This window comes from Mycobacterium sp. IDUB_17, assembly GCF_055419465.1.
Genome location: NZ_JBVAXS010000006.1, coordinates 307,849 through 334,142, shown reverse-complemented (window position 1 = coordinate 334,142; position 26,294 = coordinate 307,849). Strand labels below are relative to the sequence as shown.

The following is a 26,294-nucleotide window of genomic DNA, read 5'->3' as shown; positions in this document are numbered from 1 at the left end:
GACCAGGCGCGGCCTGCGGTGATGTCGCGTCATGGCAGCATGGTCAGCCATGAAGTTCAGGATGAGGTTCGGCGCGCTGCTGGCGGTGACGGCGGTGGCCGCGGCGAGCTGCACCCAGGTGGTCGACGGGGAAGCCAAGATCGCGGTCCCGCGGCCCGGCACGCCGGTGCAATGGCTGCCGTGCAACGCCGGTTCGGGTGATCACGCGCAGATCCCCGACAACGCCGAATGCGGGATGTTGTCGGTGCCGGTCGACTACTCCAAGCCGGAAGGCGAAGTCGCCCGGCTGGCGATCATCCGCTTCCCTGCAGCGGGCCAGAAGATCGGCTCACTGGTGATCAACCCCGGCGGCCCCGGTGAATCCGGGGTCGAATCGGCCGTCTCTCTGTTGTCCGGCCTGCCGCAGTCGGTCAAGGACCGCTTCGACATCGTCGGGTTCGATCCGCGTGGTGTCGGATCCTCGACGCCTGCGGTGTGGTGCAACTCCGACGACGACAACGACCGGCTGCGGGCCGACCCGACCGTCGAATACACGCCCGAAGGCGTCGAGCACCTGGAGAAGGAAACCAAGGACTTCGTCCAGCGCTGCGTCGACAAGATGGGCAAGGAGTTCCTGGAGAACGTCGGCACCGAGAACGTCGCCAAGGATCTGGATGCGATCCGGGTCGCACTCGGCGACGACAAGCTGACCTACCTGGGTTACTCCTACGGCACCCGGATCGGCGCGACCTACGCCGAGCAGTTCCCGGAGAAGGTCCGCGCGATGATCCTCGACGGAGCCGTCGACCCCAATGCGGACCCGGTGGAGGAAGACATCCGTCAGGCGGCCGCGTTCCAGAAGGCCTTCGACGATTACGCCACCGACTGCGCCACGAAGAACCCCGACTGCCCGCTGGGCACGGATCCGGCCAAGGCCGTCGAGGTGTACAAGAGCCTGGTCGATCCGCTGGTGGAACACCCGGCCAAGACGCGCGATTCGCGCGGGCTGAGCTACAGCGACGCCACCGTGGGCACCATCCTGCCGCTGTACTCGCCGAATCTGTGGCGGCACCTGACCGAGGGCCTGACCGGGCTGAAGAACGGCAACGGCGATGTGATGCTGGCACTGGCCGACCTCTACATGGGCCGAGATGCCAAGGGCCACTACAACAATTCGACCGACGTACGGGTCGCGGTCAACTGCGTGGACAAGCCCGCGATCACCGACCGGGCCACCGTCGTCGACGAGGACCGGCGGGCCCGCGAGGTGGCGCCGTTCATGAGCTACGGCGAATTCACCGGGAACGCGCCGATGGGTACCTGCGCGTTCTGGCCGGTGCCGCCGACGAGCAAGCCGCATGAGATCTCGGTGAAGGGACTGCCCCCGACGTTGATCGTGTCGACCACCAACGACCCGGCCACGCCGTACCAGGCCGGTGTCGACCTGGCCCGCCAACTCGGCGGCACGCTGGTGACCTTCGAAGGCACCCAGCACACCGTGGTGTTCCAGGGCAACAAGTGCATCGACGACATCGCCGCCACCTACCTCCTCGACGTGACGGTGCCGCCACCCGGAACCCGTTGCTGACCGGATCCGGCCGACAAGGTCACCGGATGGTCTCCTGCCGATCTCTGGTCGGCCTCAGGCACAGACCCGCTACCGGTCGCCGTGGGACCATGACTGCCGTGTGGTGGGCGGGCGGGGCGATACGCGTTGTGGCGGCAGCGCTCCTCGGCGCAACCGCTGTGCTGTGCCCGATCGCCGCACCGGCCGCACAGGCCGCACCGGAATCGGGGCCGGAATGGGGAAGTTGCGCCCGTTGGGTGCAAGATCCGGCCACGATCCCGACCGCACAATGCGGCTCCGTCGCGGTACCGCTGGACTGGAATTCGCCGGATCCTCAAGGCGCACAAGCGCAATTGGCGGTCATCCGGATACCGGCCAGCGGTGAGCGGATCGGCGCGTTGTTCATCAACCCCGGCGGCCCCGGCGCCTCGGCGGTGAACACCGTCGCCGGCATGGGCGCCGCGCTGGCCGGCTCACCACTCACCGACCATTTCGATCTGGTCGGCTTCGACCCGCGCGGCGTCGGGCATTCCACTCCGGAGTTGCGGTGCCGGACAGACGCCGAGATCGACGCCTACCGCCGCGAGCCGATGGCCGATTACAGCCCGGCCGGCGTCGCCCACATCGAAGACGTCTACCGCCAGTTCGCCCAGCAGTGCCTGGACCGCATGGGCGCGCCGTTCCTGGCCAACGTGGGCACCGCCTCGGCGGTGCGGGACATGGATGCGGTGCGCGCCGCGCTGGGGGAGGAGCAGATCAACTATCTGGGCTTCTCCTACGGCACCGAACTCGGCGGCGCGTACGCCGAACAGTTCGGCGACCGGGTGCGCACCATGGTGCTCGACGGGGCGATCGACCCCAGCCAGGATCCGATCACCAAGAACAACCGCCAGCTCGCCGGCTTCCAGAAGGCGTTCGACACCTACGCCGCGGACTGCGCGAAATCGACCGACTGCCCGCTGGGCACCGACCCCGCTCAGTTCGTCAGCCGGTTCCAGCGACTGGTGGACCCGTTGGTGACGACGCCGGGCGCCACCTCCGACCCGCGCGGACTCGGCTACGCCGACGCGATCACCGGCACCGGCAACGCCCTCTACTCGGCGCGGTACTGGCCCTACCTGACCAGCGGGCTGCTCGGGTTGTCGCGTGGCACCGACGCCGGGGACCTGCTGTTGCTCGCCGACGACTACTGGCGCCGCGACGAAAACGGGCACTACCAGAACATGCAGGACGCGTTCACCGCGATCCGCTGCGTGGACAGGCCGTTCCCCACCGACCCGGCTGTGTGGGCCGACGCCGATCAGCAGCTCCGTACCGTGGCACCGTTCATGTCCTACGGCGAGTTCACCGGATATGCGCCCCGCGACGTCTGTGCACTGTGGCCGGTGCCTGCGACGTCGGCGCCGCACCCGGTCACCGGGCCCGGACCGGGCAAGGTCGTGGTGGTGTCCACCACCGGGGACCCGGCCACGCCGTATCAGGCCGGGGTGGACCTGGCCCGGCAAATGGGCGGGGCGCTGATCTCCTTCACCGGCACCCAACACACCGTGGTGTTCAACGGAGACGCCTGCGTGGACACCGCGGTACTGGGTTTCTTTGTCAACGGAACCTCGCCGGGCGACCTCTCCTGCTAACTCCTTGCAGGGCTGTAACACAGATTTAACAGCCGATGCCTACGCTGCGGGCATGGACCGCCAGAAGGAATTCGTGCTGCGCACCCTGGAGGAACGCGATATCCGGTTCGTTCGGTTGTGGTTCACCGACGTCCTCGGCTACCTCAAATCGGTAGCGATCGCGCCCGCCGAACTCGAAGGTGCCTTCGAGGAGGGCATCGGTTTCGACGGCTCTTCGATCGAGGGCTTCGCCCGCGTCTCGGAGTCGGACACCGTGGCCCGCCCCGATCCGTCCACCTTCCAGGTGCTGCCCTGGACCACCAGCGCGGGCAAGCACTACTCGGCACGCATGTTCTGCGACATCACCATGCCGGACGGCTCACCGTCGTGGGCCGACTCCCGGCACGTGCTTCGCCGCCAGCTGGCCAAGGCCAGCGACCTGGGCTTCACCTGCTACGTGCACCCCGAGATCGAGTTCTTCCTGCTGCAGCCCGGACCTGACGACGGCTCGGTGCCCGTGCCAGCCGACAACAGCGGCTATTTCGACCAGGCCGTGCACGATTCGGCCCCCAACTTCCGCCGCCACGCCATCGAGGCCCTGGAACAGATGGGCATCTCGGTCGAGTTCAGCCACCACGAGGGCGCGCCCGGCCAGCAGGAGATCGACCTGCGCTACGCCGACGCGCTGTCGATGGCCGACAACGTGATGACCTTCCGCTATCTGGTCAAGGAGGTCGCCCTCGCCGACGGCGTGCGTGCGTCGTTCATGCCAAAGCCGTTCGGCGAGCACCCGGGATCGGCCATGCACACGCACATGAGCCTGTTCGAAGGCGACACCAACGCCTTCCACAGCCCCGACGATCCGCTGCAGCTCTCGGATGTGGCCAAGTCGTTCATCGCAGGCATCCTGGAGCACGCCAGCGAGATCAGTGCCGTGACCAACCAGTGGGTGAACTCCTACAAGCGCCTGGTGCATGGCGGCGAGGCGCCCACCGCGGCCTCGTGGGGCGCGGCCAACCGCTCGGCGCTGGTACGGGTTCCGATGTACACCCCGCGCAAGGCGTCGTCGCGGCGCGTCGAGGTTCGCAGCCCCGACTCGGCATGCAACCCCTACCTGACCTTCGCGGTCCTGCTGGCCGCCGGCCTGCGGGGCGTCGAGAAGGGTTACGTGCTGGGCCCGCAGGCCGAGGACAACGTCTGGAGCCTGACGCCCGAGGAGCGGCGCGCCATGGGCTACCGCGAGCTGCCGTCCAGCCTGGGCAATGCGCTGGAGGCCATGGAGAACTCCGAGCTCGTCGCGGAAGCGTTGGGGGAGCACGTATTCGACTACTTCCTGCGCAACAAGCGTGCGGAGTGGGAGAACTACCGCAGCCACGTCACGCCCTACGAGCTGAAGAACTATCTGTCGCTGTGAGTCGGGGGCGGTAGCAGTGCCGGTATTTTCCTGCGGGCGTGCGCTACCGTCGTGAACGTGCCAAAGCCTGCAACCGATCGTCCGAAACTGCCCAGCGTCGGTCGGCTCGGTTTGGTGCATCCGCAGGCGTCGGCCCACCTGGAACAGCTCGGTTGGAACACCGAGGCTCACGTCGAGCTTCTGTGGTCGCTGTCGCGCGCACCCGACGCCGACATCGCGCTGCTGGCGATGGTGCGGCTGGCCGATGCGCTCGGGGCCGGCGCGGACGAGCTCAACCGCCAACTATTGACCGACCGGGCCGTGCGGGGCCGGTTGTTCGGCGTACTGGGATCCTCCCTGGCTCTCGGTGACCACCTCGTCGCCCACCCGCTGTCGTGGCGGTTGTTGGTCGGCAACGTCGTCCTCCCCGGTGTCGAGGAGCTGCACAGCGTCTTCACCGCTGCCGCCCGCAATGTCGAGATCGACAGGGGCGCAAGCAGTGCCGTGCCCGCGCTGCGGGATCTCTACCGCGACCGGTTGTTGGTCCTCGGTGCCCTTGACGTGGCGTCCACCGTCGAGAACGAGCCGGTGCTGCCCTTCGTCGAGGTCGCCGCACACCTGTCCGACCTCGCCGATGCCGCGCTGGGCGCAGCGCTGACGGTTGCCACCCGGGTTGTGTGCGCGGGCGGCAGCGAGCCCCGGCTGGCGGTCATCGCCATGGGCAAATGCGGTGCGCGCGAGCTGAATTACGTCAGCGACGTCGACGTCATCTTCGTGGGTGAATCCGTCGCAGGCGGGGACAACGACGACAATCTGGCCACCGCGACCCGGATCGCCGGCGAGATGATGCGCTTCGCCGGTGATGCCTTCTTCGAGGTCGATGCCGCATTGCGCCCGGAAGGCAAACGCGGTCAACTGGTCCGGACGCTGGAATCCCACGTCGCCTACTACCAGCGCTGGGCGAAAACCTGGGAATTCCAGGCGCTGCTCAAGGCGCGTCCCGCCGCGGGTGACCCCGAGCTCGGTAAGGCCTACATCGAGGCCCTGATGCCCATGGTGTGGACCGCTTGCGAGCGTGAGGATTTCGTTCCCGAGGTGCAGGCCATGCGCCGCCGCGTCGAGGAACTCGTCCCGGCCGGGGTGCGGGCCCGCGAGCTCAAGCTCGGCACCGGAGGCCTGCGCGACGTCGAATTCGCCGTCCAGCTCCTGCAATTGGTGCACGGACGCAATGACGACTCACTGCATGTGGCGTCCACCGTCGACGCGCTGGCGGCCCTCGGCGAGGGCGGCTACATCGGCCGCGACGACACCGCCAACATGACCGCGTCCTACGAATTCCTGCGGCTGCTCGAACACCGGCTGCAGTTGCAGCGGCTCAAGCGCACCCACATGCTGCCCGACGACAACGACGACGAGGCCTACCGTTGGCTGGCCCGGGCCGCGCACGTGCGCCCCGATGGCCGCCATGACGCGGCGGGCGTGCTGCGCGAGGAACTCAAACGGCAGAGCATGCGGGTGTCGCGGTTGCACGCCAAGCTCTTCTACCAGCCGCTGCTGGAATCGGTGGGTCAACCGGCGGTGGGCATCGGCGCCGGGATGAGCACCGAGGCGGCCGAACGTCAGCTCGCCGCACTGGGTTACGAGGGACCGCAGAGCGCGCTGACGCATCTGGCGGCGCTGACCGGCCAGGGCGGACGCCGTGCGCGGGTGCAACAGGTGCTGTTGCCGACCCTGCTGGACTGGCTCTCGGACACGCCGGACCCGGACGCCGGCCTGCTGGCCTACCGCCGGATCAGCGAGGAGCTGGCCGAGCAGCGCTGGTATCTGTCGACCCTGCGTGACGAGGGGGCGGTGGCCAAGCGGCTGATGCGCGTGCTCGGCACCTCGGCCTACATCCCGGAACTGCTGATGCGGGCTCCCGAGGTGATCCAGCTGTACGCCGACGGGCCCAGCGGGCCGAAACTGCTCGACGGTGATCCCGACAGCGTGGCTCGCGCACTGGTGGCCTCGGCCGGCCGGCATCCGGACCCGGTACGCGGCATCGCGGCCGCGCGCACGCTGCGCCGGCGGGAACTGGCCCGCATCGCCTCGGCCGACGTGCTGGGCCTGCTCGATGTGACCGACGTCTGCAGGGCATTGACCTCGGTGTGGGTCGCAGTGCTGGAGGCCGCGCTGAATGCGGTGGTCCGGGCCAACACACCGGAATCCGGTGCGCCCGCACGCATCGCGGTGATCGGCATGGGCCGGCTCGGCGGCGGCGAGCTCGGATACGGCTCCGACGCCGACGTGATGTTCGTGTGCGAACCGGCCACCGGCGTCGAGGAGTCCGCAGCCATGCGCTGGTCGGTGAGCATCGCCGAACAGGTGAGGGCCCTGCTGGGGACGCCGAGCGCGGATCCGCCACTGGAGGTCGACACCGGGCTGCGTCCAGAGGGGCGAAACGGACCGCTGGTGCGCACGCTGGCCTCGTATGCGGCCTATTACGAGCAGTGGGCCCAGCCGTGGGAGATCCAGGCGCTGTTGCGGGCCCACCGGGTGGCAGGCGATCTGGAACTCGGCGAACGCTTTCTGGTGATGGTCGACAAGACCCGTTACCCCTCCGGCGGGGTATCGGCCGAGACCGTCCAGGAGATCCGGCGAATCAAGGCCCGCGTGGACGCCGAGCGTCTGCCCCGCGGTGCCGACCCCAACACGCACACCAAACTGGGCCGTGGCGGGCTGGCCGACATCGAGTGGACCGTGCAGCTGCTGCAACTGCGCTACGCCCACAAGGTGCCGGCGCTGCACAACACCTCGACATTGCAGACCCTCGACGCGATCGGCGCGGCCGAACTGGTCGCCGAGAGCGACGTCGAGCTGTTGCGCGACGCCTGGCTTACGGCCACGCGGGCGCGCAACGCCCTGGTGCTGGTGCGCGGCAAGCCCACCGATCAGTTGCCCGGGCCGGGTCGTCAGCTCAACGCGGTGGCCTTGGCGGCCGGGTGGGGCAGCGACGACGGTGGGGAGTTCCTGGACAACTACCTGCGGGTGACCCGGCGGGCGAAGGGCGTGGTCCGGAAGATTTTCGGCGGAGAGTAGGGGTTAGGCCGCCCCGAGTGCAGGACGTCGCAGTGGGTGATGTTAATAAGGGCGTATAACCAATTCACTGGGAGTCCGGATGAAGCACACGTTCGACGTCATCACCGCGGCCGAGCACGATCGGCTCGAAGCCCTCTATGAGCCCTTTGCCCAGGCGATGCGCGAACTCGTCGACGCCGGTGTGCGCACCCAGGTGGACCCGCAGACCATCGCCGAGGCGACCGCGGCCGTCGAGGCCGTCACCGCCTCGCTGCGCCGCGAACAGCGCGACGGGCCGCAGGCCATGCTGCATGCCGAGACGAACCGCCCGGTGGTGTGGGCGAACCCGGTCGTCGGATTGCGCAATGCGCTGGCCCCGCCGCTGGTGATCGAGCACGCCGACGACGGCAGCTGCTGGAGCGAATTCGTGCTGGGCGCCGCCTATGAGGGGCCGCTGGGCTGGGTGCACGGCGGCATCTGCGCGTTGGTGCTCGACCACATTCTCGGCGAGGTGGCCAGTGGCGGACTGCACGAGCCGCGCTATACCGGGACCATCACCTGTCGCTATGGTCGCGGCACGCCGCTGGGCCCGTTGCGCGCCGAGGCCTACATCGACCGGACCGAAGGCGTGAAAACCTTTGCGCGGGGCCATATCAGCGACGCCGACGGGATCACCGTCGAGGCTGAGGGAGTCTTCATCACGCCGGCATGGGCGCGGGATGCCGGATGAAGGTCTACGTGAGCATGGCCTTCATGGATACCCAGGAGGCCGTCGAAGTGGCCAGGGCGGCAGACGATCTCGGCTATGACGGCATGGGCATCCCGGATCACGTGGTGAACCTCGAGACGCTGAACACGCCGTATCCGTACACCAAGGACGGCAAGCGGCGCTGGGAGGCGTTCACCGACTGGCCGGACCCGTGGGTGATGATCGGCGCACTCGCGCTGGTCACCACTCGGCTGAAGTTCGTCACCACGGTCTACCTGCCCGCGATGCGCGACCCGTATTCGGCGGCGAAAGCCATTGGCACCGCTGCCTATCTGGCCGGGGGACGGCTGGAGCTCGGCATCGGTGTCGGCTGGTGCGAGGAGGAGTTTGAACTGCTGGGCCAGCAATTCGCGCGGCGCGGCAAGCGCACCGACGAGATGCTCGAATTGATGAAGAAGCTGTGGGAGCCCGGGTGGACCGAGTTCTCCGGCGAGTTCTATTCCACCCCGCGCCTGGAGATGGAGCCCACGCCGCCGCGGATCCCGATCTATGTCGGCGGGCTGTCCGACATCGCGCTGCGCCGCGCGGCGCGGCACGACGGGTGGATCGGTGACCTGATCTCCACCGAGGCCGCCCTGCAGCGGGTCGACCGGCTACGTGACCTGCGCGCCGAAAAGGGTTTGACGATGGATGATTTCACCGTCATCACACCGCTGACCGACGCCTTCACCCCCGAGCACTACGCCCGGGCGGAAGCCGGCGGTATCCAGGGCATCATCACCATGCCGTGGATGTTCTACAGCGGCCCCGGCGCCACGCTGGCCGAGAAGATCGACGGGTTGAAGCGGTTCCGCAAGGACCTCGCGCTGGACTAGGTGCGCTTACTGCGCGCCGCATCCAACGCGAACGCACCGCCACCGATTGCGGCGAGCAGCAGGAAGCCGAAGCAGTACAGCACGGCGAGTTCGCCGCCGTTCTCGATCGGCAACAGACCCTTGGGCTGATGCTGGGTGAAGTAGGCGAACGCCATCTCGCCGGAGGCGATGAAGGCCGCGATGCGGGTGAACATGCCGGTCAGGATCAGAAGGCCCAGAACGAATTCGATGAGGCCGCCGTACCAGAAGGGCCAGGTGCCCACGGGCACTGCCGGACCGACGAGATCGCCTGCGTTGTCCGGCATCCCGACCGGCCAGGCGAACAACTTCTGGGCTCCGTGGATGGTGTACAGGAAGCCGAACACGACACGGAACAAACTGATGACAGCGGGCGAAAGCGAGCCCAGTCGGGTGTCCAGGTTGGTCGTCATGTGCTGACAATACGCGCAGCTCGAAGGAAACTCAGAGCTCCAGCAACACTGTTACCGGTCCGTCATTGACCAGTTCCACCCGCATATCCGCACCGAAAACCCCTGTTTCCACAACCGCGCCCAACTTCCTCAACGCGTCGGCAAATTCGGCCACCAGCGGTTCGGCGACGGGCCCCGGCGCTGCCGCATTCCACGACGGGCGCCTGCCCTTGTCGGTATTGGCGTACAACGTGAACTGACTGATCACCAGGATGGGGGCGGCAACGTCCGATGCGGATTTCTCGCCGTCGAGAATCCGTAACTGCCAGAGCTTTTCGGCCATCCGTCGGGCCTTGGCGGCGTCGTCGTCATGAGTCGCCCCGACCAGGGCGAGCAGTCCCTGCGGATTCGGAGCGATCGCGCCGACGACTTCGCCGTCGACCGCAACGCTCGCCGATGTCACCCGCTGCACCAGAACACGCATCGGTCCATTGTGAAGGGAAGGCCGCCGGTTTCTACGCCTGGGCCGTGATCATCGATCATCAACGACCCAGGAGTAGAAACCGGCAACGACAAAGGGCCGGGGGAGAACCCCCGGCCCTTGTGCCGTGCGTTGGCCGACTTACATGTCGCGTCGGCGAGCCGACTTACACGTCGCGTCGGCGAGCCGACTTACACGTCGTAGTACAGGCTGAACTCGTACGGGTGAGGCCGGATCTGGATCGGCATGATCTCGTTCTCCCGCTTGTAGGAGATCCAGGTCTCGATCAGGTCCTCGGTGAACACGCCACCCTCGGTGAGGTACTCGTGGTCCTCTTCGAGCCTGTCGATGACTGCGGACAGCGAGGTCGGGGCCTGCGGGATGTTGGCGGCCTCGTCCGGCGGCAGCTCGTAGAGGTCCTTGTCGACCGGGGCGAGCGGCTCGATCTTCTTCTTGATGCCGTCGATGCCGGCCATCAGCATCGCCGCGAACGCCAGGTACGGGTTACCCGAGCTGTCCGGGCAGCGGAACTCGAGGCGCTTGGCCTTCGGGTTGTTGCCGGTGATCGGGATACGGACACAGGCCGAGCGGTTGCGCTGGCTGTACACCAGGTTGATCGGGGCCTCGTAACCCGGCACCAGACGCTTGTAGGAGTTCACCGTCGGGTTGGTGAACGCCAGCAGCGACGGAGCGTGGTGCAGGATGCCGCCGATGTAGTGGCGGGCGATGTCGGACAGGCCGGCGTAGCCGGACTCGTCGTGGAACAGCGGCTTGCCGTCCTTCCACAGCGACTGGTGGGCGTGCATGCCGGAACCGTTGTCACCGAACAGCGGCTTGGGCATGAAGGTGACGGTCTTGCCGTTCTGCCACGCGGTGTTCTTGATGATGTACTTGAACAGCAGCACATCGTCGGCTGCGGCCAGCAGGGTGTTGAACTTGTAGTTGATCTCGGCCTGGCCGGCGGTGCCCACCTCGTGGTGGCCGCGCTCGAGGGTGAACCCGGCGTTGATCAGGTTGGTCGACATCTCGTCGCGCAGGTCGACGTAGTGGTCGTACGGTGCGACGGGGAAGTAGCCACCCTTGGGGCGGACCTTGTAACCGAGGTTGGGGGAGCCGTCGGCCTCGGAGGGCTCGCCGGTGTTCCACCACGCGGACTCGGAATCGACCTCGTAGAAGGTGCCGTTCATCTTGGAGTCGAACGCCACCGAATCGAAGATGTAGAACTCGGCCTCGGCACCGAAGTAACAGGTATCGGCGATACCGGTGCTGGCCAGGTAGTTCTCCGCCTTGCGGGCCACGTTGCGCGGGTCGCGGGAGTAGGCCTCACGGGTGAACGGATCGTGCACGAAGAAGCTCAGGTTCAGCGTCTTGGCGGCGCGGAACGGGTCGATACGCGCGGTGTCGGGGTCCGGCAGCAGCATCATGTCGGATTCGTGGATCGACTGGAAGCCGCGGACCGACGAGCCGTCGAACGCGAGGCCGTCCTCGAAGACGCTCTGGTCGAACGCCGACGCCGGGATCGAGAAGTGCTGGACGACGCCGGGCAGATCGCAGAAGCGAATGTCGACGTACTCGACGTTCTCGTCCTTGATCAGCTTGAAGATGTCGTCGGACGTCTTTTCTGCCACTGAGTGTTCTCCTTTACTGGTAACCCGCGGGTTGACGCTAAGGACACGATGTTGCGCAGTCGTCAACCATATGTTGCGCGCAAGTTACGCAATCGCTTGCGATGCCGACGGGCAACCCCGCTCTCGGCTAAATCTATCCTGGCAACCATGGCACGCGAGATTTCGTCCTGGCTGTCCGGTCCCGCTTCCGACCCAGCCAGTGGGTATCCAGGGGAGCGGCTTGGGTTGCCCGAGCATGGGCCGGGTTCGATCGCGCGGTTCGGCCGACGCGTCGGTGCCATCCTGGTCGACTGGCTGGTCGCTGTCGGCCTCACCGGCATAGTGGCGGTGTCTCTGGGGCTGATGAGTCGCGAGCAACTGTTGTACTCGATGGATTTCCGGAACATCGCCCTGCTGGTCTGGCTGGTCATCGGCGTTGCGGCGGTGCGGTTGTTCGGGTTCACCCCGGGCCAGTATCTGCTCGGACTGGGGGTGATTCCGCTCGACGGCCGTGACCGCGTCACAGTGGGCCGGGCCCTCACGCGCAACCTGCTGATCGTGCTGGTGATCCCGGCACTGTTCACCGATGCCGACCATCGAGGTTTGCATGATCTGGCATCCAAGACCGCGGTGGTGCGGCGGTAGCTCCGCCCCGAACGTGACGAAGATCGCGAGGTTCTCGCGATCTTGATCACACTCGGCGGCTGGGCGCGGTCAGCGCCTGCGGACCGTCCGTTGCACACCGCGCATCTTCGCGCCGGCGGGCATCGGGCCCTTGGGCATCCCGGCCGGACCGGCCTTGGTGCTGAGCGCGGCGAGCCGGGACTCGATCGAGTCCATCTGCTTGACCGTGATGTTCGCCGGCAGCTTGTTCAGGTGCCGCTCCAGCTTGGACAACGGCACCTCGCCCTCACCGTTGCCGACCACGATGTCGTAGATCGGGATCTCGCCGACCAGGCGTGCCGTGCGCTTCTTCTCCTGCGCCAGCAGCGGCTTGACCCGATTGGCCGAACCCTCACCGACGAAGATCACGCCGGGCCGGCCGATCACCCGGTGGACGGCGTCGAAATGACCGGTCGCCGCGACACCGGGGGTGACGCGCCACTTGCCGCGAAGATTGTCCAGCGCCCAGGCTGCGGCACCGGTCTGGCCCTCGGCCTTCGTGTAGACAGACTTTTGCGCCCGCCGGCCGAAGATGATGAAGGCGACCAGCGCGCCCAGCACCACGCCCAGCGGGATCAGCGTGTACATGGTGAACCCGCCGATGAGCAGACCGGCGACCACAGCGGCGGCCACGATCAGCACGAACGCGCCGATCATGTACGGCAGCAGGCGCTTGTCCTCTTTGCGCTGGATCTGGAATGCCTGCCACAGCTGACTGCGCCGCTGCTTGGACGCCGCCTTGCGGGCTGCCTTCGCCTCGGCCTTTGCCGCCTTGGTTTCTGCGGCATTGCGGGTTTTCGCCATTACATCAGGATACGGGGGGCCGATCGGCGAACCGAACCCGCGCGGCCTGCGCATAGAGCTTGCCCGCGCGGTAGGACGAACGCACCAGCGGTCCGGCCAGCACGCCGGCGAATCCGAGGCCCTCGGCATAGCTCGACAGCGCGACGAATTCGTCGGGATGGACCCAGCGTTCCACCGGGTGGTGGCGGGGTGACGGCCGCAGGTACTGGGTGATGGTGACGATGTCGCAGCCCGCCTCATGCAGGTCGCGCAGCGCGGTGTGCACCTCGTCGATGGTCTCGCCCATCCCGAGGATCAGGTTCGATTTGGTGACCAGACCGAAGTCGCGGGCGGCGGTGATCACCGCCAGGCTGCGGTCGTATCGGAACGCCGGACGAATCCGCTTGAAGATGCGCGGCACCGTTTCGACGTTGTGCGCGAACACTTCTGGGCGTGACTCGAACACTTCGGCCAACTGGTCGGGGTTGCCGTTGAAGTCCGGGGCCAGCAACTCCACGCCGGTGTTCGGGTTCAGCCGCTTGATGTAGCGGACGGTCTCGGCGTACAGCCATGCCCCACCGTCGGGTAGGTCATCGCGGGCCACCCCGGTCACAGTCGAGTAGCGCAGGCCCATCGCCTGGACACTCTCGGCGACCCGGCGCGGTTCGTCGCGATCCAGCTCGGCCGGCTTACCGGTGTCGATCTGGCAGAAGTCACACCGCCGGGTGCACTGCTCGCCACCGATCAGGAACGTGGCTTCCCGGTCCTCCCAGCACTCGAAGATGTTGGGGCAGCCGGCCTCCTCGCACACCGTGTGCAGGCCCTCGCGGCGCACCAGACCCTTGAGCTCCGTGTACTCCGGACCCATCTTGGCCCGCGTCTTGATCCACGGTGGCTTGCGTTCGATGGGCGTCTCCGCGTTCCGCACTTCCAGACGCAGCAGCTTCCGACCTTCAGGCACCACAGTCACTGGTTCATCCTACGTTCACGGCCACTTCCAGCCGTCCGTCGAGCGCATCACATACCTTCGCGGCGACCCGGTCGGTGACGTCCTCGACGGTGATGCGGCGGCCGAGTTCGGCCGTCAGCGACGTCACACCGGCATCGGCGATCCCGCACGGCACGATCGACGAGAAGGCGGACAGGTCGCAGTCACAGTTCAGCGCGAACCCGTGCAGCGTCGTCGCCCGGGCCACCCGGATCCCGATCGCCCCGATCTTGCGGGCCGGCCTGAGCTCGTCGCCGGCCACCCACACACCGGAGCGTCCCTCGACCCGACCGGTCTCCAGACCGAGATCCGCGCACACGCTTATGAGCGCTTGTTCAAGGCGCCGAACGAAATTCACCACATCTAGCGGTTCGGCCAGCGCGATGATGGGGTAGCCCACCAGCTGTCCGGGGCCGTGCCAGGTGATCTTGCCGCCGCGGTCGGTGTCGACGACGGGAGTGCCGTCCACCGGGCGCTCATGCGGCTCGGTGCGCTTGCCCGCGGTGTAGACGGCAGGGTGCTCAAGCAGCAGGAGGGTGTCGGGGCCACCGGCCACCCTGGCGTCGGCGATCTCGCGCTGTAGTTCCCAGGCGGCCTCGTAATCGAGTGTGCCCAGGCGTCGCACCTCGAGGGGCTCCGCGGCCGAGCGGATGGATGTCACAGCGTCGACGGTACGCCCCGAGATTGCTGCCCAGCGCAGGGGTTGGCGCGGCATAGGGTCGGATGGTGTCGACATTCTCTGCCCGGTATTCGCCGTGGCGATTGTTGATGATGCTGGTGTTCGGTGTGCTGCTGTCGGCGGCGTCGTTCTGGATGGCTCAGGATGCTGAGCTCTCGGTGCTGCACCGAGCAGTCGGTGTGGTCGGGACCGTGCTCTTCGTGGGTCTGGAAGTTCTTGTGGTCATCCGGTTCTTCGACCGTGGCGAGCAACTCCGCGTGGCATCCGACGGCATCTACTACAAGCAGTGGTCTGAGTCGGTCATCCCGTGGGAACAGGTCGTCGGCGTGACGGTGTGGCAGTACCGGCGCCAGCGGGCGATCATCCTGCACCTGGCCGATCCCCGACGATTCCCGTCGACCACGCTCCTGGGCCGGCTCGCCAGGGCCAACCGGCGGCTGACCGGCGGCGACATTGCGATATCGCTCACCCCCATGGACCGCGGGTTCGACGAGGCCATGACGGCTATCGAGGAGTACCGGGCTACGTCGGCTCGCTAGTCCCTGGGTGCGGCGGTGGCGTAGGCCAGCGCCTCGCCGACGGTGTTGTGGTGAAAGGTGAAGCCGGCGCGTTCCAGGGCGGCGGGAATGGCGCGCTGGCCCACGAGCAGTCCTTCGTCGGCGATCTCGCCCAGCAGCGTGCGCAGCGCAAAACCCGGAATCATCACCGGGGTGGGCCGGTTGACGGCCCGGCCCAGCGCCGCGGTGAACTCGGCGTTGGTCACGGGCGCCGGTCCGGTGAGATTGACCGGGCCCGACAGGCTTTCGTTCGATATCGCGAACAGCACCGCGCGGACCTCGTCCTCCAGGCTGATCCACGGGATGTACTGCCTGCCATTGCCCAACCGTGCGCCAAGGCCCAGCGAGAACAACGGCTTGAGTCGGTTCACCATCCCCCCGGACGGGGCCATCACCAGTCCGGTGCGCAACAGCACCACCCGCGACCCGGCCGCGACGGCGGGCGCGGTGGCCGCTTCCCAATCCGCGCACAGCCTGGCCAGGAAACCGTGTCCCTCGGGCGCCGACTCATCGGTCACCCGGTCTCTGGTGTCGCCGTAGTAGCCGACCGCGCTCGCGTTGATCAACACCGGCACCCCGGCGTCGGCCACGGCACCGGCGAGCATCTCGGTGGGTCCGATCCGGCTGTCGCGCAGGCTCTGTTTGAACGCACCCGACCAACGCTTGTCGCCGACACCGACGCCGCAGAGGTTCACCACCACGTCCACACCCTGTAGCGCGCCGGTGTCGAACTCCCCGGTGTCGGGGTTCCAGAACAGCTCGTCGCCGTTCGATGGTGCCCTGCGTACGATCCGGAGCACCCGGCGATCGGCGGCGCGCAGCATTGACACCAGCGCCGAACCGATCAGACCGGATGATCCCGCTATCGCGATGACGGCATCCGCCACAGTGGGGAGCCCCTCCTAACGGCCCTTACAGCCCGAGGTCGGCCTCGAAAGCACCTTCTTCGAGCCTGCGCTTGATGGTGGTCACGAACCGGCCGGCGTCGGCGCCGTCGATCAGTCGGTGGTCGTAGGTCAGCGGCAGGTAGCACACCGAGCGCACACCGATCGACTCGTTGCCGTAGGCGTCCGAGATCACCCGCGGCCGCTTGACGATCGCCCCGGTGCCCAGCATCGCCGCCTGCGGCGGCACCAGGATCGGGGTGTCGAACAGCGCGCCCTGGCTGCCGATGTTGGTGATGGTGAACGTGCCGCCGGACAACTCGTCGGGCTTGAGGTTGCCCGACCGGGCCCGGGCCGCGATGTCGGAGATGGCGCGCGCCAGTCCGCCCAGCGACAGGTCGCCGGCGTTGTGGATCACCGGCGAGAGCAGGCCCTGGTCGGTGTCCACCGCGAAGCCAAGGTGCTCGGCGTCGTAGTAGGTGATCTCCTTGGTGTCCTCGTTGTAGCTGGCGTTGACGTTCGGGTGGATCTTGAGCGCGTCGATGACGGCGCGCGCGATGAACGGCAGGTACGTGAGGTTGACGCCCTCGCGCTCGGCGAAGTCCGCCTTGGCCCGGGCCCGCAGCGCCACGATCTTGGTCATGTCGACCTCGTGGGTCTGGGTGAGCTGTGCGGTCGCCTGCAACGATTCGCGCGTCTTCTTCGCGGTGATCTGGCGAATCCGGTTGGCCTTCTGCGTCGTTCCGCGCAGGTGGGCCAATGCCGGAGCTGCTGCGGCCGCAGCGGCGGGCGCGGCTGCCGCAGGGGCTGCCGGTGCCGGTGCCGGGGGAGCCTTTTTCGCCTCGGCCGCCGCGAGCACGTCCTGCTTGCGGATACGGCCGCCGACGCCGGTGCCCTTCACGGCCGCGAGGTCAACACCGTTCTCCGCGGCCAGCTTTCGCACCAACGGGGTGACGTACGGGGAGCCGTCCCCGGCGGCGGCAGCGGCTGCGGGAGCCGGTGCCGCGGGTGCGGGTGCGGGGGCGGGCGCCGGGGCAGCTGCCGCTGGTGCGGCTGCGGGAGCCGGAGTCGCTGCGGGTGCCGGGGCGGCTGCGGGAGCCGGCTTGGGCTCAGGCGCGGGGGCCGCCGGAGCGGGTGCTGGTGCAGGTGCCGCGGGTGCAGGTGCCGCGGGTGCGGGGGCAGCGGCCGGCGCGGCGGAGGCGTCCCCGATCTTGGCCAGCTCGCCGCCGATCGCGACGGTGTCGTCCTCTTGCGCGGTGATCTCCAGCAGGGTGCCGGCCACCGGTGACGGGATCTCGGTGTCGACCTTGTCGGTGGACACCTCGACCAGCGGCTCGTCGACGCCGACGGAGTCGCCGACCTTCTTGAGCCACCGGGTGACCGTGCCTTCGGTGACCGACTCGCCCAACTCCGGCATCACGACGGTGGTGGCCGAACCGGACGCGGCGGCGGGGGGTGCAGCCGCGGGGGCGGGCGCCGGCGCGGCGGCAGCGACCGGCGCGGGAGCCGGTGCGGCAGGGGCAGGCTCGGGTTCGGGTTCGGGAGCGGCTGCCGGAGCCGCGGCCGGTGCCGGTGCCGGTGCTTCGCCGGCCTCGCCGATGACCGCGAGCTCGCCACCGATCTCGACGGTGTCGTCCTCCTGGGCGACGATCTTCGTCAACACGCCTGCGGCGGGCGACGGGATCTCGGTGTCGACCTTGTCCGTGGACACCTCCAGCAGCGGCTCGTCGAGTTCGACGGTGTCGCCCTCCTGTTTAAGCCAGCGGGTGACGGTCCCCTCGGTGACGCTCTCACCTAGCGCGGGCATCTGGACGGAGATGGCCATGTGTATTGACTCCTCGGACGGTCACTTGTGACGACTCGAACTCTGGCTTACCACAGCTAGGTGCACTGGGTACGGCACCTAGGTGGATTGTCGGAACCATCCTGTCACTGCAGCACCATTCGCACTCACTCAGGGTTGCTCCGAGCTCTGGCACTATCGAATGAGGGTTTGCAGGGTTGTTCGTCGAACTTCCCCCGAGCTGAGGAGACCGTTCCGTTGGGGTTGTTCGATACGTTTCGCCGAGGTCGCTCGGCGCGCGGATTCGGCGGCGACGCGGGCGAGGATCTGCGGTATCTGCAGCGGTGGGTGGCCGAGCACGCCGGCGTCGAGGCATTCGTGGAACCCCGCACCACCGTCACCGAGGTGACCGTCGTGCTGGTTGCTGCCGACGGGGAATGGACCCGGCGCCGGGCCGGTGGTGAGGCCGGGGCACGCCGGCTCAGCGATCGGCTGCAGATCCCGGTCTACGACGTCCAGAAGGTCGGCTACCCGCAACGCATGCGGGACCACGACGCGCGGCGGCGCATCGAACGGGAGCGCGCCGTACGCCAGGAACTCGGCGACCGTTAGAGTCAAGGCAACCGATACCTCCGGTATTGGATACTGTTCGTTACAGGTACCTCGTGGAGGGGTGGACTATGCAGCGCTTCGTCGTCAGCTCGGACGGAACCCGCATCGCGGTTTACGAACAAGGGGATCGGCAGCGTCCCACGCTGGTGATGGCGCACGGATGGCCGGACTCGCATGTGTTGTGGAACGGCGTGACCGGTGAACTGGGCGACCGGTTCCACATCGTGCGGTACGACAACCGCGGTGCCGGCGCCTCGGACGTTCCCAAGCCCGTATCCGCCTATCGCATGGACCGGTTCGCCGACGACCTGTCCGCGGTGATCGATGCCGTCAGTCCCGGCCGCCCCGTGCACGTCCTGGCGCACGACTGGGGATCGGTGGGGGTGTGGGAGTACCTGAGCCGCCCGGAGGCCTCCGAGCGGGTGGCGTCGTTCACGTCGGTTTCGGGACCCAGCACCGACCATTACGGCTCGTTCGTGCGCGGCCGGCTGGCCCGCCCGTACCGTCCGATCCGGTTCGCCAAGGCGGTGAACCTGGCATCGCGGTTCAGCTACTGGATCCCGTTCTCGATCCCGGTGATCGCGCCCGCGCTGATGCGTCGAGGCGCGGCGCGCCGACTGCAGGCCATCGACACCCCTGGCCCCAAATTCCAGTCCGAGAACCTCGACATCGACGCGGCCAACTCGCTGAAGATCTACCAGGCCAACGCGATTCGATCGTTCACGACGCTGCGCAGCGACCACTACGTGACCGTGCCGGTGCAGTTGATCTGCAACGACCACGATCCGGTGGTGCGCGGCGACGGCTACGCCGAGGAGTCCACCTGGGTGCCGCTGCTGTGGCGCCGTGACCTCAAAGCCGGGCACTGGGCGCCGTTCTCGCACTGGCGCGCCATCGCCAACGCGACGGCCGAGCTGATCGACCACATCGAGGGTGCCCCGGCGGCTCGCGCACTTCGCCGCGCCCAGGTCGGCCGGTCGCGTGAACGCTTCGGTGACACACTGGTTTCGGTGACCGGTGCCGGCAGTGGCATCGGCCGCGCCACTGCGCTGGCCTTCGCCGAACAGGGCGCCGAACTCGTGGTCAGCGATATCGACGAAGCATCCGCCAAGTCCACCGCCAACGAGATCGCCGCACGCGGCGGAGTGGCACATGCCTACGGGCTCGACGTGTCCGATGCCGAGGCCGTGGAGAGTTTCGTCGAGCAGGTCTGCGGCACACACGGGGTGCCCGACGTGGTGGTCAACAACGCCGGAATCGGCCACGGCGGCAAGTTCCTCGACACCCCGGCCGAGCAGTACGACCGGGTGCTGGACGTCAACTTCGGCGGAGTCGTCAACTGCTGCCGGTCCTTTGCCCGCAGGCTCGTCGACCGCGGCACCGGTGGCCACATCGTCAACGTGGCCTCGATGGCCGCCTACTCGCCGTCGGCGGCGGCGAACGCATACGCCACCAGCAAGGCCGCGGTGTTCATGTTCTCCGACTGCCTGCGTGCCGAATTGAGCTCGGCGGGAATAGGTTTGACCACGATCTGCCCGGGCGTCATCGATACGAACATCATCGACACCACCCGATTCGACGTCCCCGCCGAGCAGCAGGGCCAGATCGAGCAGATGCGGGCCCAGACCAAGAAGGCCTTCGCTGCGCGACGCTATGGGCCGGACAAGGTGGCCAAGGCCATCGTCGCGGCCGTCGTCAGAGACAAAGCGGTCCGGCCGGTTACGCCGGAGGCCTATGCGGCCTACGGGGTGGCGCGACTGATGCCGTCGGCGCTGCGCCGGGCGGCGCGAGCGGGGTCACTCTAACCGCGCTACTGCGGGTGGGCGGTCAGGTACTCGCCGACCGGTATCGGTGATCCGGCGGCGTATCCGATGGGCAGTAGCACGTCACCCGCAGTCGAGACGTAGTAGACGTCCCAGCGGTAGAACGCGGCGAACACCGCGGGATCGGCAGCGATCGCGGCGGCATAGTCGCTGACTGCCCGCACGTACTCGTCGGCGTTGTTGTACCGGAACAGGGCACGGTCCGGGTCATTCGTAAAACCGTTGGCGGCCAGGTAATTACCGGCTGCCATGATGCTGTCCCGGGGCGAGTGGATATCGCCGCCCTTGCCATACGCCGCAAACGTGGACGGCATGAACTGCATCGGTCCCTGGGCGCCGGCCGAGCTGGTGCCACTCACGCTGCCGAAGTGCGTCTCGATCAGGTTGATCGCGGCAAGGAAGTTCCAGCTCACGCCGGAGGCCGCCTCGGCCTCGCGGTAGGCGCCCAGAAGCACCTCGGCCGGGGGTGGCGGGTTGATGCGCCACGCGGGCAGGGTGTCCTTCGGCTGGGCCAGCGCGGCGAGCTGGCGCCGTGCGTTGACATTCCGGTCGTAGAACGCGACCAGGTCAGCCGGGATACGGGGCCGGATGGTGCCGTCCCACTCGGGGTGCCGGCCGATCGCGCGGTAGGCCACCTGCTGACGGCGGGCGGCCTGCGTCAGGGCAGCCTCCGGTGTCGACGGGTCGCGCAGCGCCCGCTCGTCGGCCACCAGATCCTCCGCCAGCCGGACGGGGTCCGGAGCCAGGCGGGGTTGGGCGCCGGCCGGGGCGGTGGTAGCCGGCTGTGTCACCGATGTCGTGCTCGGGGGTGCGGGAGGCGGCGGGTTCGACGATCCAGAACAGCCGGTGAGCGCCGCGCCCAACGTGAACAGGATCGCGAGATCGTGAAGAACTCTCGCCAGCTTGTTCACGTCGGGCGGGCCCACCGTCTACAGCCGTTCGCCGCTGTGTCTCAATCAGCCGTTCACTGCGATGTCCTCGAGGACCGCGAACATCGTGCGGGTCGGCACGCCGGTGCCGCCCTTGGGTGTGTAACCCCATGGCCCGCCGGTGTTGTAGGCCGGAGCGGCGACATCGATGTGCGTCCACTCGACCCCGTCGGCGACGAACTCGCGCAGGTAGGTTCCGGCCACCAGCATCCCGGCGTAGCGTGATCCGCTGACGTTGGCCAGGTCTGCCACCGTGGACTTCAGGTCGTCCTTCAGTTCCTCGGGAAGTGGCATCGCCCAACCGTTTTCACCGACGGACTGAGACAGCGTCGCGACCCGGTCGCGGAACTCTTCGCTGCCCATCACGCCCGGCGTGCGGGAACCCAGCGCGACGGTCTGGGCGCCGGTCAGCGTCGAGGTCTCGATCAGGTAGTCCGGGTCGTCCTCGCAGGCCCGCACGATCGCGTCGGCCAGGATCAGCCGGCCCTCGGCGTCGGTGTTGAGCACCTCGACGGTGATCCCGCCGTACTGCGTGAGCACGTCGCCCGGACGCTGCGCGGTCGCCGACGGCATGTTCTCGGCCATCGGCACGGTCGCGATGACCTCGATCGGCAGGTTCTGCTTGGCGGCCAGCACCACGGTCGCGATCACCGCCGCGGCGCCGCCCATGTCCGAGGTCATGTGATGCATGTTGGCGGCCGGCTTGATCGAGATGCCGCCGGTGTCGAACGTGATGCCCTTGCCGACCAGCGCGACGCGCTTGCTCTTCTTGGTGCCGCCCCGGTGGGTCAACCGGACCAGACGCGGCGGGCGCGAGGATCCCTTGCCGACCCCCACGATGCCGCCGTAGCCCGCCTTGGTCAGGGCCTTGTCGTCGAGCACTTCGACCTCAAGCCCGGCGGCCTCACCCAAAGCCTTTGCCCGCTTGGCGAATTCATCGGGGAACAGATGGCTGGGCGGGGTGTTCACGAAATCGCGGGCCGTGGCCACCGCCGACGCGATGTCCGCTGCGCGCTGAGCCAGGTTCTTGGTCGCCGCCTTGGTGTCGGCTGTCAGTGCGGTGATCGTGGTCAGGCCGGCGTCCTTGGGCGCGGTCTTGGCGCTGCGGAAGTCGCTGAAGCGGTAGGCGCCCAGGATCAGGCCCTCGACGGCGGCTTCCAGATCGATGTCGGACAACGTGGTGATGACCGTCTCGGTGCCGTTCAACGACCGTGCGGCGGTGCCGGCGGCCCGGCGGATCACGTCGGACGGCCACTCGTCGCGCGGCTTGCCCAGGCCGACGGTCAGCACGCTGGCGACCGGGAGTGACGGCGCCAGCACCCTGGTGACCTGGTCGGTGCCGCCCTTCGCGCCGAGTGCCTCGAGCGCGACCTCGATCTCGCCGATCGCCTCGGCGTCGAGGAAGGGGTTGCCGACGACGGTGGCGGTTGCGTCGTCATCCTGTCCACTGACCACGGGAACGATCAGTACGGCGTCAGTCTTGCGTTTGGGCAGCGACGCGCTGACGGTGACGTTGGGAACCTGGTAACCGGGATTTGCGGGGCTCACACGCCTCAGCCTAGCTACGGTCGCAACCACTCATGTCGTAGGTCGTGACAGGCTCGTCGAAGCCCTTGAGGGTCAACGGATCTTGTGCGACAGCAGGCCAGTCCGGCAGCGCTGCGCGGACCTCCGGCGCAGCGAGGATCTGCCCTGGTGACGCGGCGGCCACCAATCGCGCGGCCAGGTTCACCGTATCGCCGAAGTAGTCGCCTCCGATCGCAAGGACTTCGCCGTAGCTGAGTCCCGCCCGGACTTGGAGCCCGGCCTTCTGCGTGCGCGGGTCTTCGACGAGGTCGGCGGCGGTTTGCACCAGACGGTCAGGGGTCGAACTGACCCACATCGCGGCGTCGCCGATGAACTTCACCACGCGGCTGTCTCCGGCGTGCATCACATCGGTGACGGCGGCGTTGAAACCGTTGAGCAGGGTCGACAGTTCCGCGGGGGAGAGCACATGGGTGAGTGCGGTGAATCCCGAGAGATCGGCGAATCCGACGCCACATGTGACGCTGCCCGCGGGATTGAGCGTGACGCTCTCGAACAGCCGGGGACGCGTCGTCTGATGCCGATGAACGGTGTCGAGCAGGGCCCCGATGCGTGGAATCAACTCGGCCACTTCGCGCCAGGCCCGTGCCGTGGTGAGCTCGTCGTGGCTGCGGGTGATCCAGAAATCGGGACGAGAGGTTCGCAGTAGCGTCGTCTCCGCCTCTGCCAACCGGGTCATTGCACTAGCGATGAGTCGCAACAGGCCACCGTCGTCGCCCAGTCGCGCCCGCATTGCGGCGCAGGTTGCCAGGGCGTCGAAATCCGCTTCGGTCAACGTGACGTCGTCGGGATCAGGGACACCCAGGTCCAGCGCGGCCCAGAACTGTCCGACGTCGTCGAGCGGCAGCCCGAGTACGGCGGCGGCACTGCGCAGGCTGTAGGTCGGTGGCCCGGGGCGCCTGATGGCGTCCCCCGCGAGGCCGAACAGGCGCCCACGACGCTCGGCCTCGACCATGTCGTCGACGGAGAAGCCGAGACCGGACAGATATTCGATCAGCTCGGCGCGTTGTCGCGCATCGGCTATCCCCGCGGCTTCCAACGCGTTCAGGTCGACCACGCGCCCTCCTCGAATCCGTCAGCGCGGCAGACGCAGCGGATACGCCGTGACCGGTGTGGCGAAACCCTTGAGTGTCAGTGAGCGAGGCGGGGCGAACGCCTGTCCGTCGAGGAGCTCACGCAGCGGCTCGGACACCAGGACCTGGCTGGGGTCGGCGGCGGCCACGAGGCGGGCCGCCCGATTCACCGGAGTGCCGAAATAATCGCCACCAAAGGCCAGCACCTCGCCGAAATCGACTCCGGCCCGCACCTGCAGGCTGGTCTCGGCGGCCCGGGGGTGGGTCACCAGGTCGACGGCGACCTGCACCAGTTCGGCGGGTTCGGAGCCGACCCACATGATGGCGTCCCCGATGAACTTCACCACGCGGCAGTCGGCGGCGTGCACGATCTCGGTGCTGGTGGCGCTGAATTCGTTGAGCAGTGCCGACAGTTCGGCGGCGGTCAGCATCTGGGTGAGTGCGGTGAACCCGGAAAGATCGGCAAAACCGATGCCGCACACCACATTCGAAGAGCCGTCACGGATCACGTGTTCGAAGTAGGTGCGCGCACTCATCATATGGTGGCGGTGCACCGCATCGATCATCAAGCCGATCCGCGGGATGAACCCGGCGGCGGCCCGGTAGGCCCTGGCCGTGGTCAGCTCGTCACGGCTGACGTCGAGCTGGATGTCGGGGGTGCTGGCCCGGCCCATCGACGACAGCGTTTCGGCCAACCGGGCCATACCCGAGCCGATCACGCGCAGCAGACCGGTGGCCTCGACATCACCGACCAGCACCCGCAACTCCGCCCAGGTGCGCAACGCATCCAAATCGGCCCGGCTGAGGGTCTTCACATCGCAGCCGGCCACCGTCAGGCCCAGTGCGGCCCACGCCCGCTGGACATCTTCCAGCGGGAGGTCGATCTCGGCGGCCACGTCGGCCAGACAGTATTCCGGCGGCCCCGACCACTGCAGGACGTCGCCGGCCAGCCCGAACAATCGGCCGCGGGACTCGGCCTCGATCATCTGCTCGGCGGTGAAACCCAGACCGTCGAGGTATTCGATGAGCGGGGCGCGGTCCCGCGCATCGGTGATCCCGGCGGCGGCCAGTGCATCGAAATCGACCACAAGACCAGTGTGCAGTTTGGTGGTCCGGTTAGGCGTGCAGATTAGGGTGAAACCGTGAGTGACGACCTGCTGCACGGACCGTTGGAAGACCGCCACCGCGAACTGGGGGCCAGTTTCGCCGAATTCGGTGGCTGGCTGATGCCGGTGTCCTACGCCGGGACTGTCTCCGAACACAACGCCACGCGCGACAACGTCGGCCTCTTCGACGTCAGCCACCTCGGAAAAGCGCTGGTCAAAGGTCCGGGGGCGGCCGCCTACGTCAACTCGGCCCTCACCAACGACCTGAACCGGATCGGACCGGGCAAGGCGCAGTACACCCTGTGCTGCACCGAGTCCGGGGGTGTTATCGATGACCTGATCGCCTACTACGTCTCCGACGACGAGATCTTCCTGGTGCCCAACGCCGCCAACACCGCGGCCGTGGTCGCCGAACTGCGCAAGAACGCCCCCGACGGGCTGACCATCACCGACGAACACCGCTCGTATGCGGTGCTGGCGGTGCAGGGACCGAAATCCGCCGAGGTGCTCGCTGAGCTGGGGCTGCCCACCGAGATGGACTACATGGGCTATGCCGACGCCGAGTACGACGGCGTGTTCGTGCGGGTGTGCCGCACCGGCTACACCGGCGAACACGGCTATGAGCTGCTGCCGGCCTGGGACCGCGCCGGCGTGGTGTTCGACGCCCTGGTGGCGGCCGTGCGCGCGGCCGGCGGCGAACCCGCGGGCCTGGGCGCCCGTGACACGCTGCGCACCGAGATGGGCTACCCACTGCACGGCCATGAGCTGTCACTGGACATCTCGCCGCTGCAGGCCCGCTGCGGCTGGGCGATCGGGTGGAAGAAGGATGCGTTCTGGGGGCGCGACGCGCTGCTGGCCGAGAAGGAGGCCGGCCCGGCCCGGGTGCTGCGTGGACTCAAGGCCGTCGGCCGCGGGGTGCTGCGCGCCGATCTTGCGGTGCTCGACGGAGACACCCGCATCGGCACAACGACGTCGGGGACGTTCTCGCCGTCACTGAAAGTCGGTATCGCGCTGGCGCTCATCGACACCGCCGCCGACATCGCCGACGGGCAGCGGGTGAGTGTGGACGTGCGTGGCCGCGCCGTTGAATGTGAAGTGGTCAAGCCACCGTTCGTGGCCCCGAAAACACGTTAGCCTCG

The 26,294-nt window shown here is 67.8% G+C and carries 23 protein-coding genes; 11 read left to right on the top strand and 12 right to left on the bottom strand.

Annotated elements, in window-relative coordinates; all coding sequences use genetic code 11:
* Positions 1–49: 49 nt before the first annotated feature.
* From ACZYZ7_RS24985 to ACZYZ7_RS24960, 6 genes are all read left to right on the top strand, one after another.
* A complete protein-coding gene (locus tag ACZYZ7_RS24985; protein WP_286175064.1) occupies positions 50–1,567 on the top strand; it encodes an alpha/beta hydrolase in 1,518 nt (505 codons plus the stop codon).
* 89 nt (positions 1,568–1,656) lie between these two features.
* On the top strand, positions 1,657–3,180 hold the full coding sequence (locus ACZYZ7_RS24980) for an alpha/beta hydrolase (protein WP_463742052.1): 1,524 nt from the start codon (positions 1,657–1,659) through the stop codon (positions 3,178–3,180).
* Positions 3,181–3,232: 52 nt separating this feature from the next.
* Positions 3,233–4,573 carry a type I glutamate--ammonia ligase gene (glnA, locus tag ACZYZ7_RS24975; RefSeq protein WP_036449413.1) on the top strand — a complete coding sequence of 447 codons (1,341 nt, stop codon included), beginning with the start codon at positions 3,233–3,235 and terminating at the stop codon, positions 4,571–4,573.
* A gap of 51 nt (positions 4,574–4,624) precedes the next feature.
* Positions 4,625–7,630, top strand: a complete 3,006-nt coding sequence (locus tag ACZYZ7_RS24970) for a bifunctional [glutamine synthetase] adenylyltransferase/[glutamine synthetase]-adenylyl-L-tyrosine phosphorylase (RefSeq protein ID WP_463742051.1) — start codon at positions 4,625–4,627, stop codon at positions 7,628–7,630.
* A 79-nt stretch (positions 7,631–7,709) separates the two neighbouring features.
* The gene (locus tag ACZYZ7_RS24965; RefSeq protein ID WP_135455852.1) at positions 7,710–8,339 is read left to right on the top strand and encodes a PaaI family thioesterase; all 630 of its coding nucleotides are present in this window, start codon (positions 7,710–7,712) and stop codon (positions 8,337–8,339) included.
* Complete coding sequence (locus ACZYZ7_RS24960) at positions 8,336–9,193, top strand: TIGR03619 family F420-dependent LLM class oxidoreductase (protein ID WP_463742050.1); 858 nt, start codon at positions 8,336–8,338, stop codon at positions 9,191–9,193. Before ACZYZ7_RS24965 ends, ACZYZ7_RS24960 begins: the two co-directional genes overlap by 4 nt.
* Here the strand turns inward: ACZYZ7_RS24960 and ACZYZ7_RS24955 are convergent.
* From ACZYZ7_RS24955 to glnA (ACZYZ7_RS24945), 3 genes are all read right to left on the bottom strand, one after another.
* Positions 9,190–9,624 carry a DoxX family protein gene (locus tag ACZYZ7_RS24955; protein WP_463742049.1) on the bottom strand — a complete coding sequence of 145 codons (435 nt, stop codon included), beginning with the start codon at positions 9,622–9,624 and terminating at the stop codon, positions 9,190–9,192. The genes ACZYZ7_RS24960 and ACZYZ7_RS24955 overlap by 4 nt on opposite strands.
* Positions 9,625–9,655: 31 nt before the next feature.
* Positions 9,656–10,087, bottom strand: a complete 432-nt coding sequence (gene dtd / locus ACZYZ7_RS24950; protein WP_450070686.1) for a D-aminoacyl-tRNA deacylase — start codon at positions 10,085–10,087, stop codon at positions 9,656–9,658.
* A 188-nt stretch (positions 10,088–10,275) separates the two neighbouring features.
* Complete coding sequence (glnA, locus tag ACZYZ7_RS24945) at positions 10,276–11,712, bottom strand: type I glutamate--ammonia ligase (protein ID WP_135455844.1); 1,437 nt, start codon at positions 11,710–11,712, stop codon at positions 10,276–10,278.
* Positions 11,713–11,859: 147 nt separating this feature from the next.
* On the opposite strand from glnA (ACZYZ7_RS24945), the gene ACZYZ7_RS24940 reads away from it, so the two are divergent.
* The gene (locus ACZYZ7_RS24940; RefSeq protein ID WP_463742048.1) at positions 11,860–12,336 is read left to right on the top strand and encodes an RDD family protein; all 477 of its coding nucleotides are present in this window, start codon (positions 11,860–11,862) and stop codon (positions 12,334–12,336) included.
* Between the two features lie 69 nt (positions 12,337–12,405).
* Here the strand turns inward: ACZYZ7_RS24940 and ACZYZ7_RS24935 are convergent, their stop codons facing one another.
* The 3 genes from ACZYZ7_RS24935 to lipB are packed head-to-tail and all read right to left on the bottom strand — an operon-like array spanning position 12,406 to position 14,840.
* On the bottom strand, positions 12,406–13,158 hold the full coding sequence (locus ACZYZ7_RS24935; RefSeq protein ID WP_135455840.1) for a DUF4191 domain-containing protein: 753 nt from the start codon (positions 13,156–13,158) through the stop codon (positions 12,406–12,408).
* Between the two features lie 4 nt (positions 13,159–13,162).
* On the bottom strand, positions 13,163–14,107 hold the full coding sequence (lipA, locus tag ACZYZ7_RS24930) for a lipoyl synthase (RefSeq protein ID WP_450070684.1): 945 nt from the start codon (positions 14,105–14,107) through the stop codon (positions 13,163–13,165).
* A 4-nt stretch (positions 14,108–14,111) separates the two neighbouring features.
* Entirely contained in the window at positions 14,112–14,840 is a 729-nt protein-coding gene (gene lipB / locus ACZYZ7_RS24925) for a lipoyl(octanoyl) transferase LipB (RefSeq protein ID WP_463742047.1), read from the bottom strand.
* 11 nt (positions 14,841–14,851) lie between these two features.
* On the opposite strand from lipB, the gene ACZYZ7_RS24920 reads away from it, so the two are divergent.
* Positions 14,852–15,343 (top strand): STM3941 family protein, encoded by a 492-nt coding sequence (locus tag ACZYZ7_RS24920; protein ID WP_463742046.1) that lies wholly within the window; start codon positions 14,852–14,854, stop codon positions 15,341–15,343.
* Here the strand turns inward: ACZYZ7_RS24920 and ACZYZ7_RS24915 are convergent.
* Both ACZYZ7_RS24915 and sucB read right to left on the bottom strand, forming a co-directional pair.
* Complete coding sequence (locus ACZYZ7_RS24915) at positions 15,340–16,248, bottom strand: TIGR01777 family oxidoreductase (RefSeq protein ID WP_463742045.1); 909 nt, start codon at positions 16,246–16,248, stop codon at positions 15,340–15,342. The genes ACZYZ7_RS24920 and ACZYZ7_RS24915 overlap by 4 nt on opposite strands.
* A gap of 25 nt (positions 16,249–16,273) precedes the next feature.
* Complete coding sequence (sucB, locus tag ACZYZ7_RS24910; RefSeq protein WP_463742044.1) at positions 16,274–18,070, bottom strand: 2-oxoglutarate dehydrogenase, E2 component, dihydrolipoamide succinyltransferase; 1,797 nt, start codon at positions 18,068–18,070, stop codon at positions 16,274–16,276.
* 216 nt (positions 18,071–18,286) lie between these two features.
* Here sucB and ACZYZ7_RS24905 point away from each other — a divergent pair, with 216 nt between their 5' ends.
* Both ACZYZ7_RS24905 and ACZYZ7_RS24900 read left to right on the top strand, forming a co-directional pair.
* A complete protein-coding gene (locus ACZYZ7_RS24905; protein ID WP_463742043.1) occupies positions 18,287–18,640 on the top strand; it encodes an oxidoreductase in 354 nt (117 codons plus the stop codon).
* A 68-nt stretch (positions 18,641–18,708) separates the two neighbouring features.
* Positions 18,709–20,445 carry an SDR family oxidoreductase gene (locus ACZYZ7_RS24900; protein WP_135455826.1) on the top strand — a complete coding sequence of 579 codons (1,737 nt, stop codon included), beginning with the start codon at positions 18,709–18,711 and terminating at the stop codon, positions 20,443–20,445.
* Between the two features lie 5 nt (positions 20,446–20,450).
* On the opposite strand, the gene ACZYZ7_RS24895 is transcribed toward ACZYZ7_RS24900, so the two are convergent.
* The 4 genes from ACZYZ7_RS24895 to ACZYZ7_RS24880 are packed head-to-tail and all read right to left on the bottom strand — an operon-like array spanning position 20,451 to position 25,137.
* Positions 20,451–21,365 carry a lytic transglycosylase domain-containing protein gene (locus tag ACZYZ7_RS24895; RefSeq protein ID WP_463742142.1) on the bottom strand — a complete coding sequence of 305 codons (915 nt, stop codon included), beginning with the start codon at positions 21,363–21,365 and terminating at the stop codon, positions 20,451–20,453.
* Positions 21,366–21,419: 54 nt separating this feature from the next.
* Positions 21,420–22,940: a leucyl aminopeptidase gene (locus tag ACZYZ7_RS24890; RefSeq protein ID WP_463742042.1), complete on the bottom strand. Its 1,521-nt coding sequence runs from the start codon at positions 22,938–22,940 to the stop codon at positions 21,420–21,422.
* Between the two features lie 10 nt (positions 22,941–22,950).
* Positions 22,951–24,033 (bottom strand): adenylate/guanylate cyclase domain-containing protein, encoded by a 1,083-nt coding sequence (locus ACZYZ7_RS24885; protein ID WP_463742041.1) that lies wholly within the window; start codon positions 24,031–24,033, stop codon positions 22,951–22,953.
* An 18-nt stretch (positions 24,034–24,051) separates the two neighbouring features.
* Positions 24,052–25,137 (bottom strand): adenylate/guanylate cyclase domain-containing protein, encoded by a 1,086-nt coding sequence (locus tag ACZYZ7_RS24880; RefSeq protein ID WP_286175063.1) that lies wholly within the window; start codon positions 25,135–25,137, stop codon positions 24,052–24,054.
* Between the two features lie 54 nt (positions 25,138–25,191).
* Here ACZYZ7_RS24880 and gcvT point away from each other — a divergent pair, with 54 nt between their 5' ends.
* Positions 25,192–26,289, top strand: coding sequence for a glycine cleavage system aminomethyltransferase GcvT (gene gcvT, locus ACZYZ7_RS24875; RefSeq protein ID WP_450070675.1), 1,098 nt, complete (start codon positions 25,192–25,194; stop codon positions 26,287–26,289).
* Positions 26,290–26,294 lie beyond the last annotated feature (5 nt).

Bases quoted from the DNA above. Each gene is read 5' to 3' on its own strand.
- ACZYZ7_RS24980 (WP_463742052.1), top strand. From the start codon at position 1,657: ATGACTGCCGTGTGGTGGGCGGGCGGGGCGATACGCGTTGTGGCGGCA.
- ACZYZ7_RS24985 (WP_286175064.1), top strand. From the start codon at position 50: ATGAAGTTCAGGATGAGGTTCGGCGCGCTGCTGGCGGTGACGGCGGTG.
- sucB (WP_463742044.1), bottom strand. From the start codon at position 18,070: ATGGCCATCTCCGTCCAGATGCCCGCGCTAGGTGAGAGCGTCACCGAG.
- ACZYZ7_RS24960 (WP_463742050.1), top strand. From the start codon at position 8,336: ATGAAGGTCTACGTGAGCATGGCCTTCATGGATACCCAGGAGGCCGTC.
- ACZYZ7_RS24965 (WP_135455852.1), top strand. From the start codon at position 7,710: ATGAAGCACACGTTCGACGTCATCACCGCGGCCGAGCACGATCGGCTC.
- lipB (WP_463742047.1), bottom strand. From the start codon at position 14,840: ATGCCGCGCCAACCCCTGCGCTGGGCAGCAATCTCGGGGCGTACCGTC.
- ACZYZ7_RS24900 (WP_135455826.1), top strand. From the start codon at position 18,709: ATGCAGCGCTTCGTCGTCAGCTCGGACGGAACCCGCATCGCGGTTTAC.
- ACZYZ7_RS24935 (WP_135455840.1), bottom strand. From the start codon at position 13,158: ATGGCGAAAACCCGCAATGCCGCAGAAACCAAGGCGGCAAAGGCCGAG.
- ACZYZ7_RS24940 (WP_463742048.1), top strand. From the start codon at position 11,860: ATGGCACGCGAGATTTCGTCCTGGCTGTCCGGTCCCGCTTCCGACCCA.
- glnA (WP_036449413.1), top strand. From the start codon at position 3,233: ATGGACCGCCAGAAGGAATTCGTGCTGCGCACCCTGGAGGAACGCGAT.
- dtd (WP_450070686.1), bottom strand. From the start codon at position 10,087: ATGCGTGTTCTGGTGCAGCGGGTGACATCGGCGAGCGTTGCGGTCGAC.
- ACZYZ7_RS24955 (WP_463742049.1), bottom strand. From the start codon at position 9,624: ATGACGACCAACCTGGACACCCGACTGGGCTCGCTTTCGCCCGCTGTC.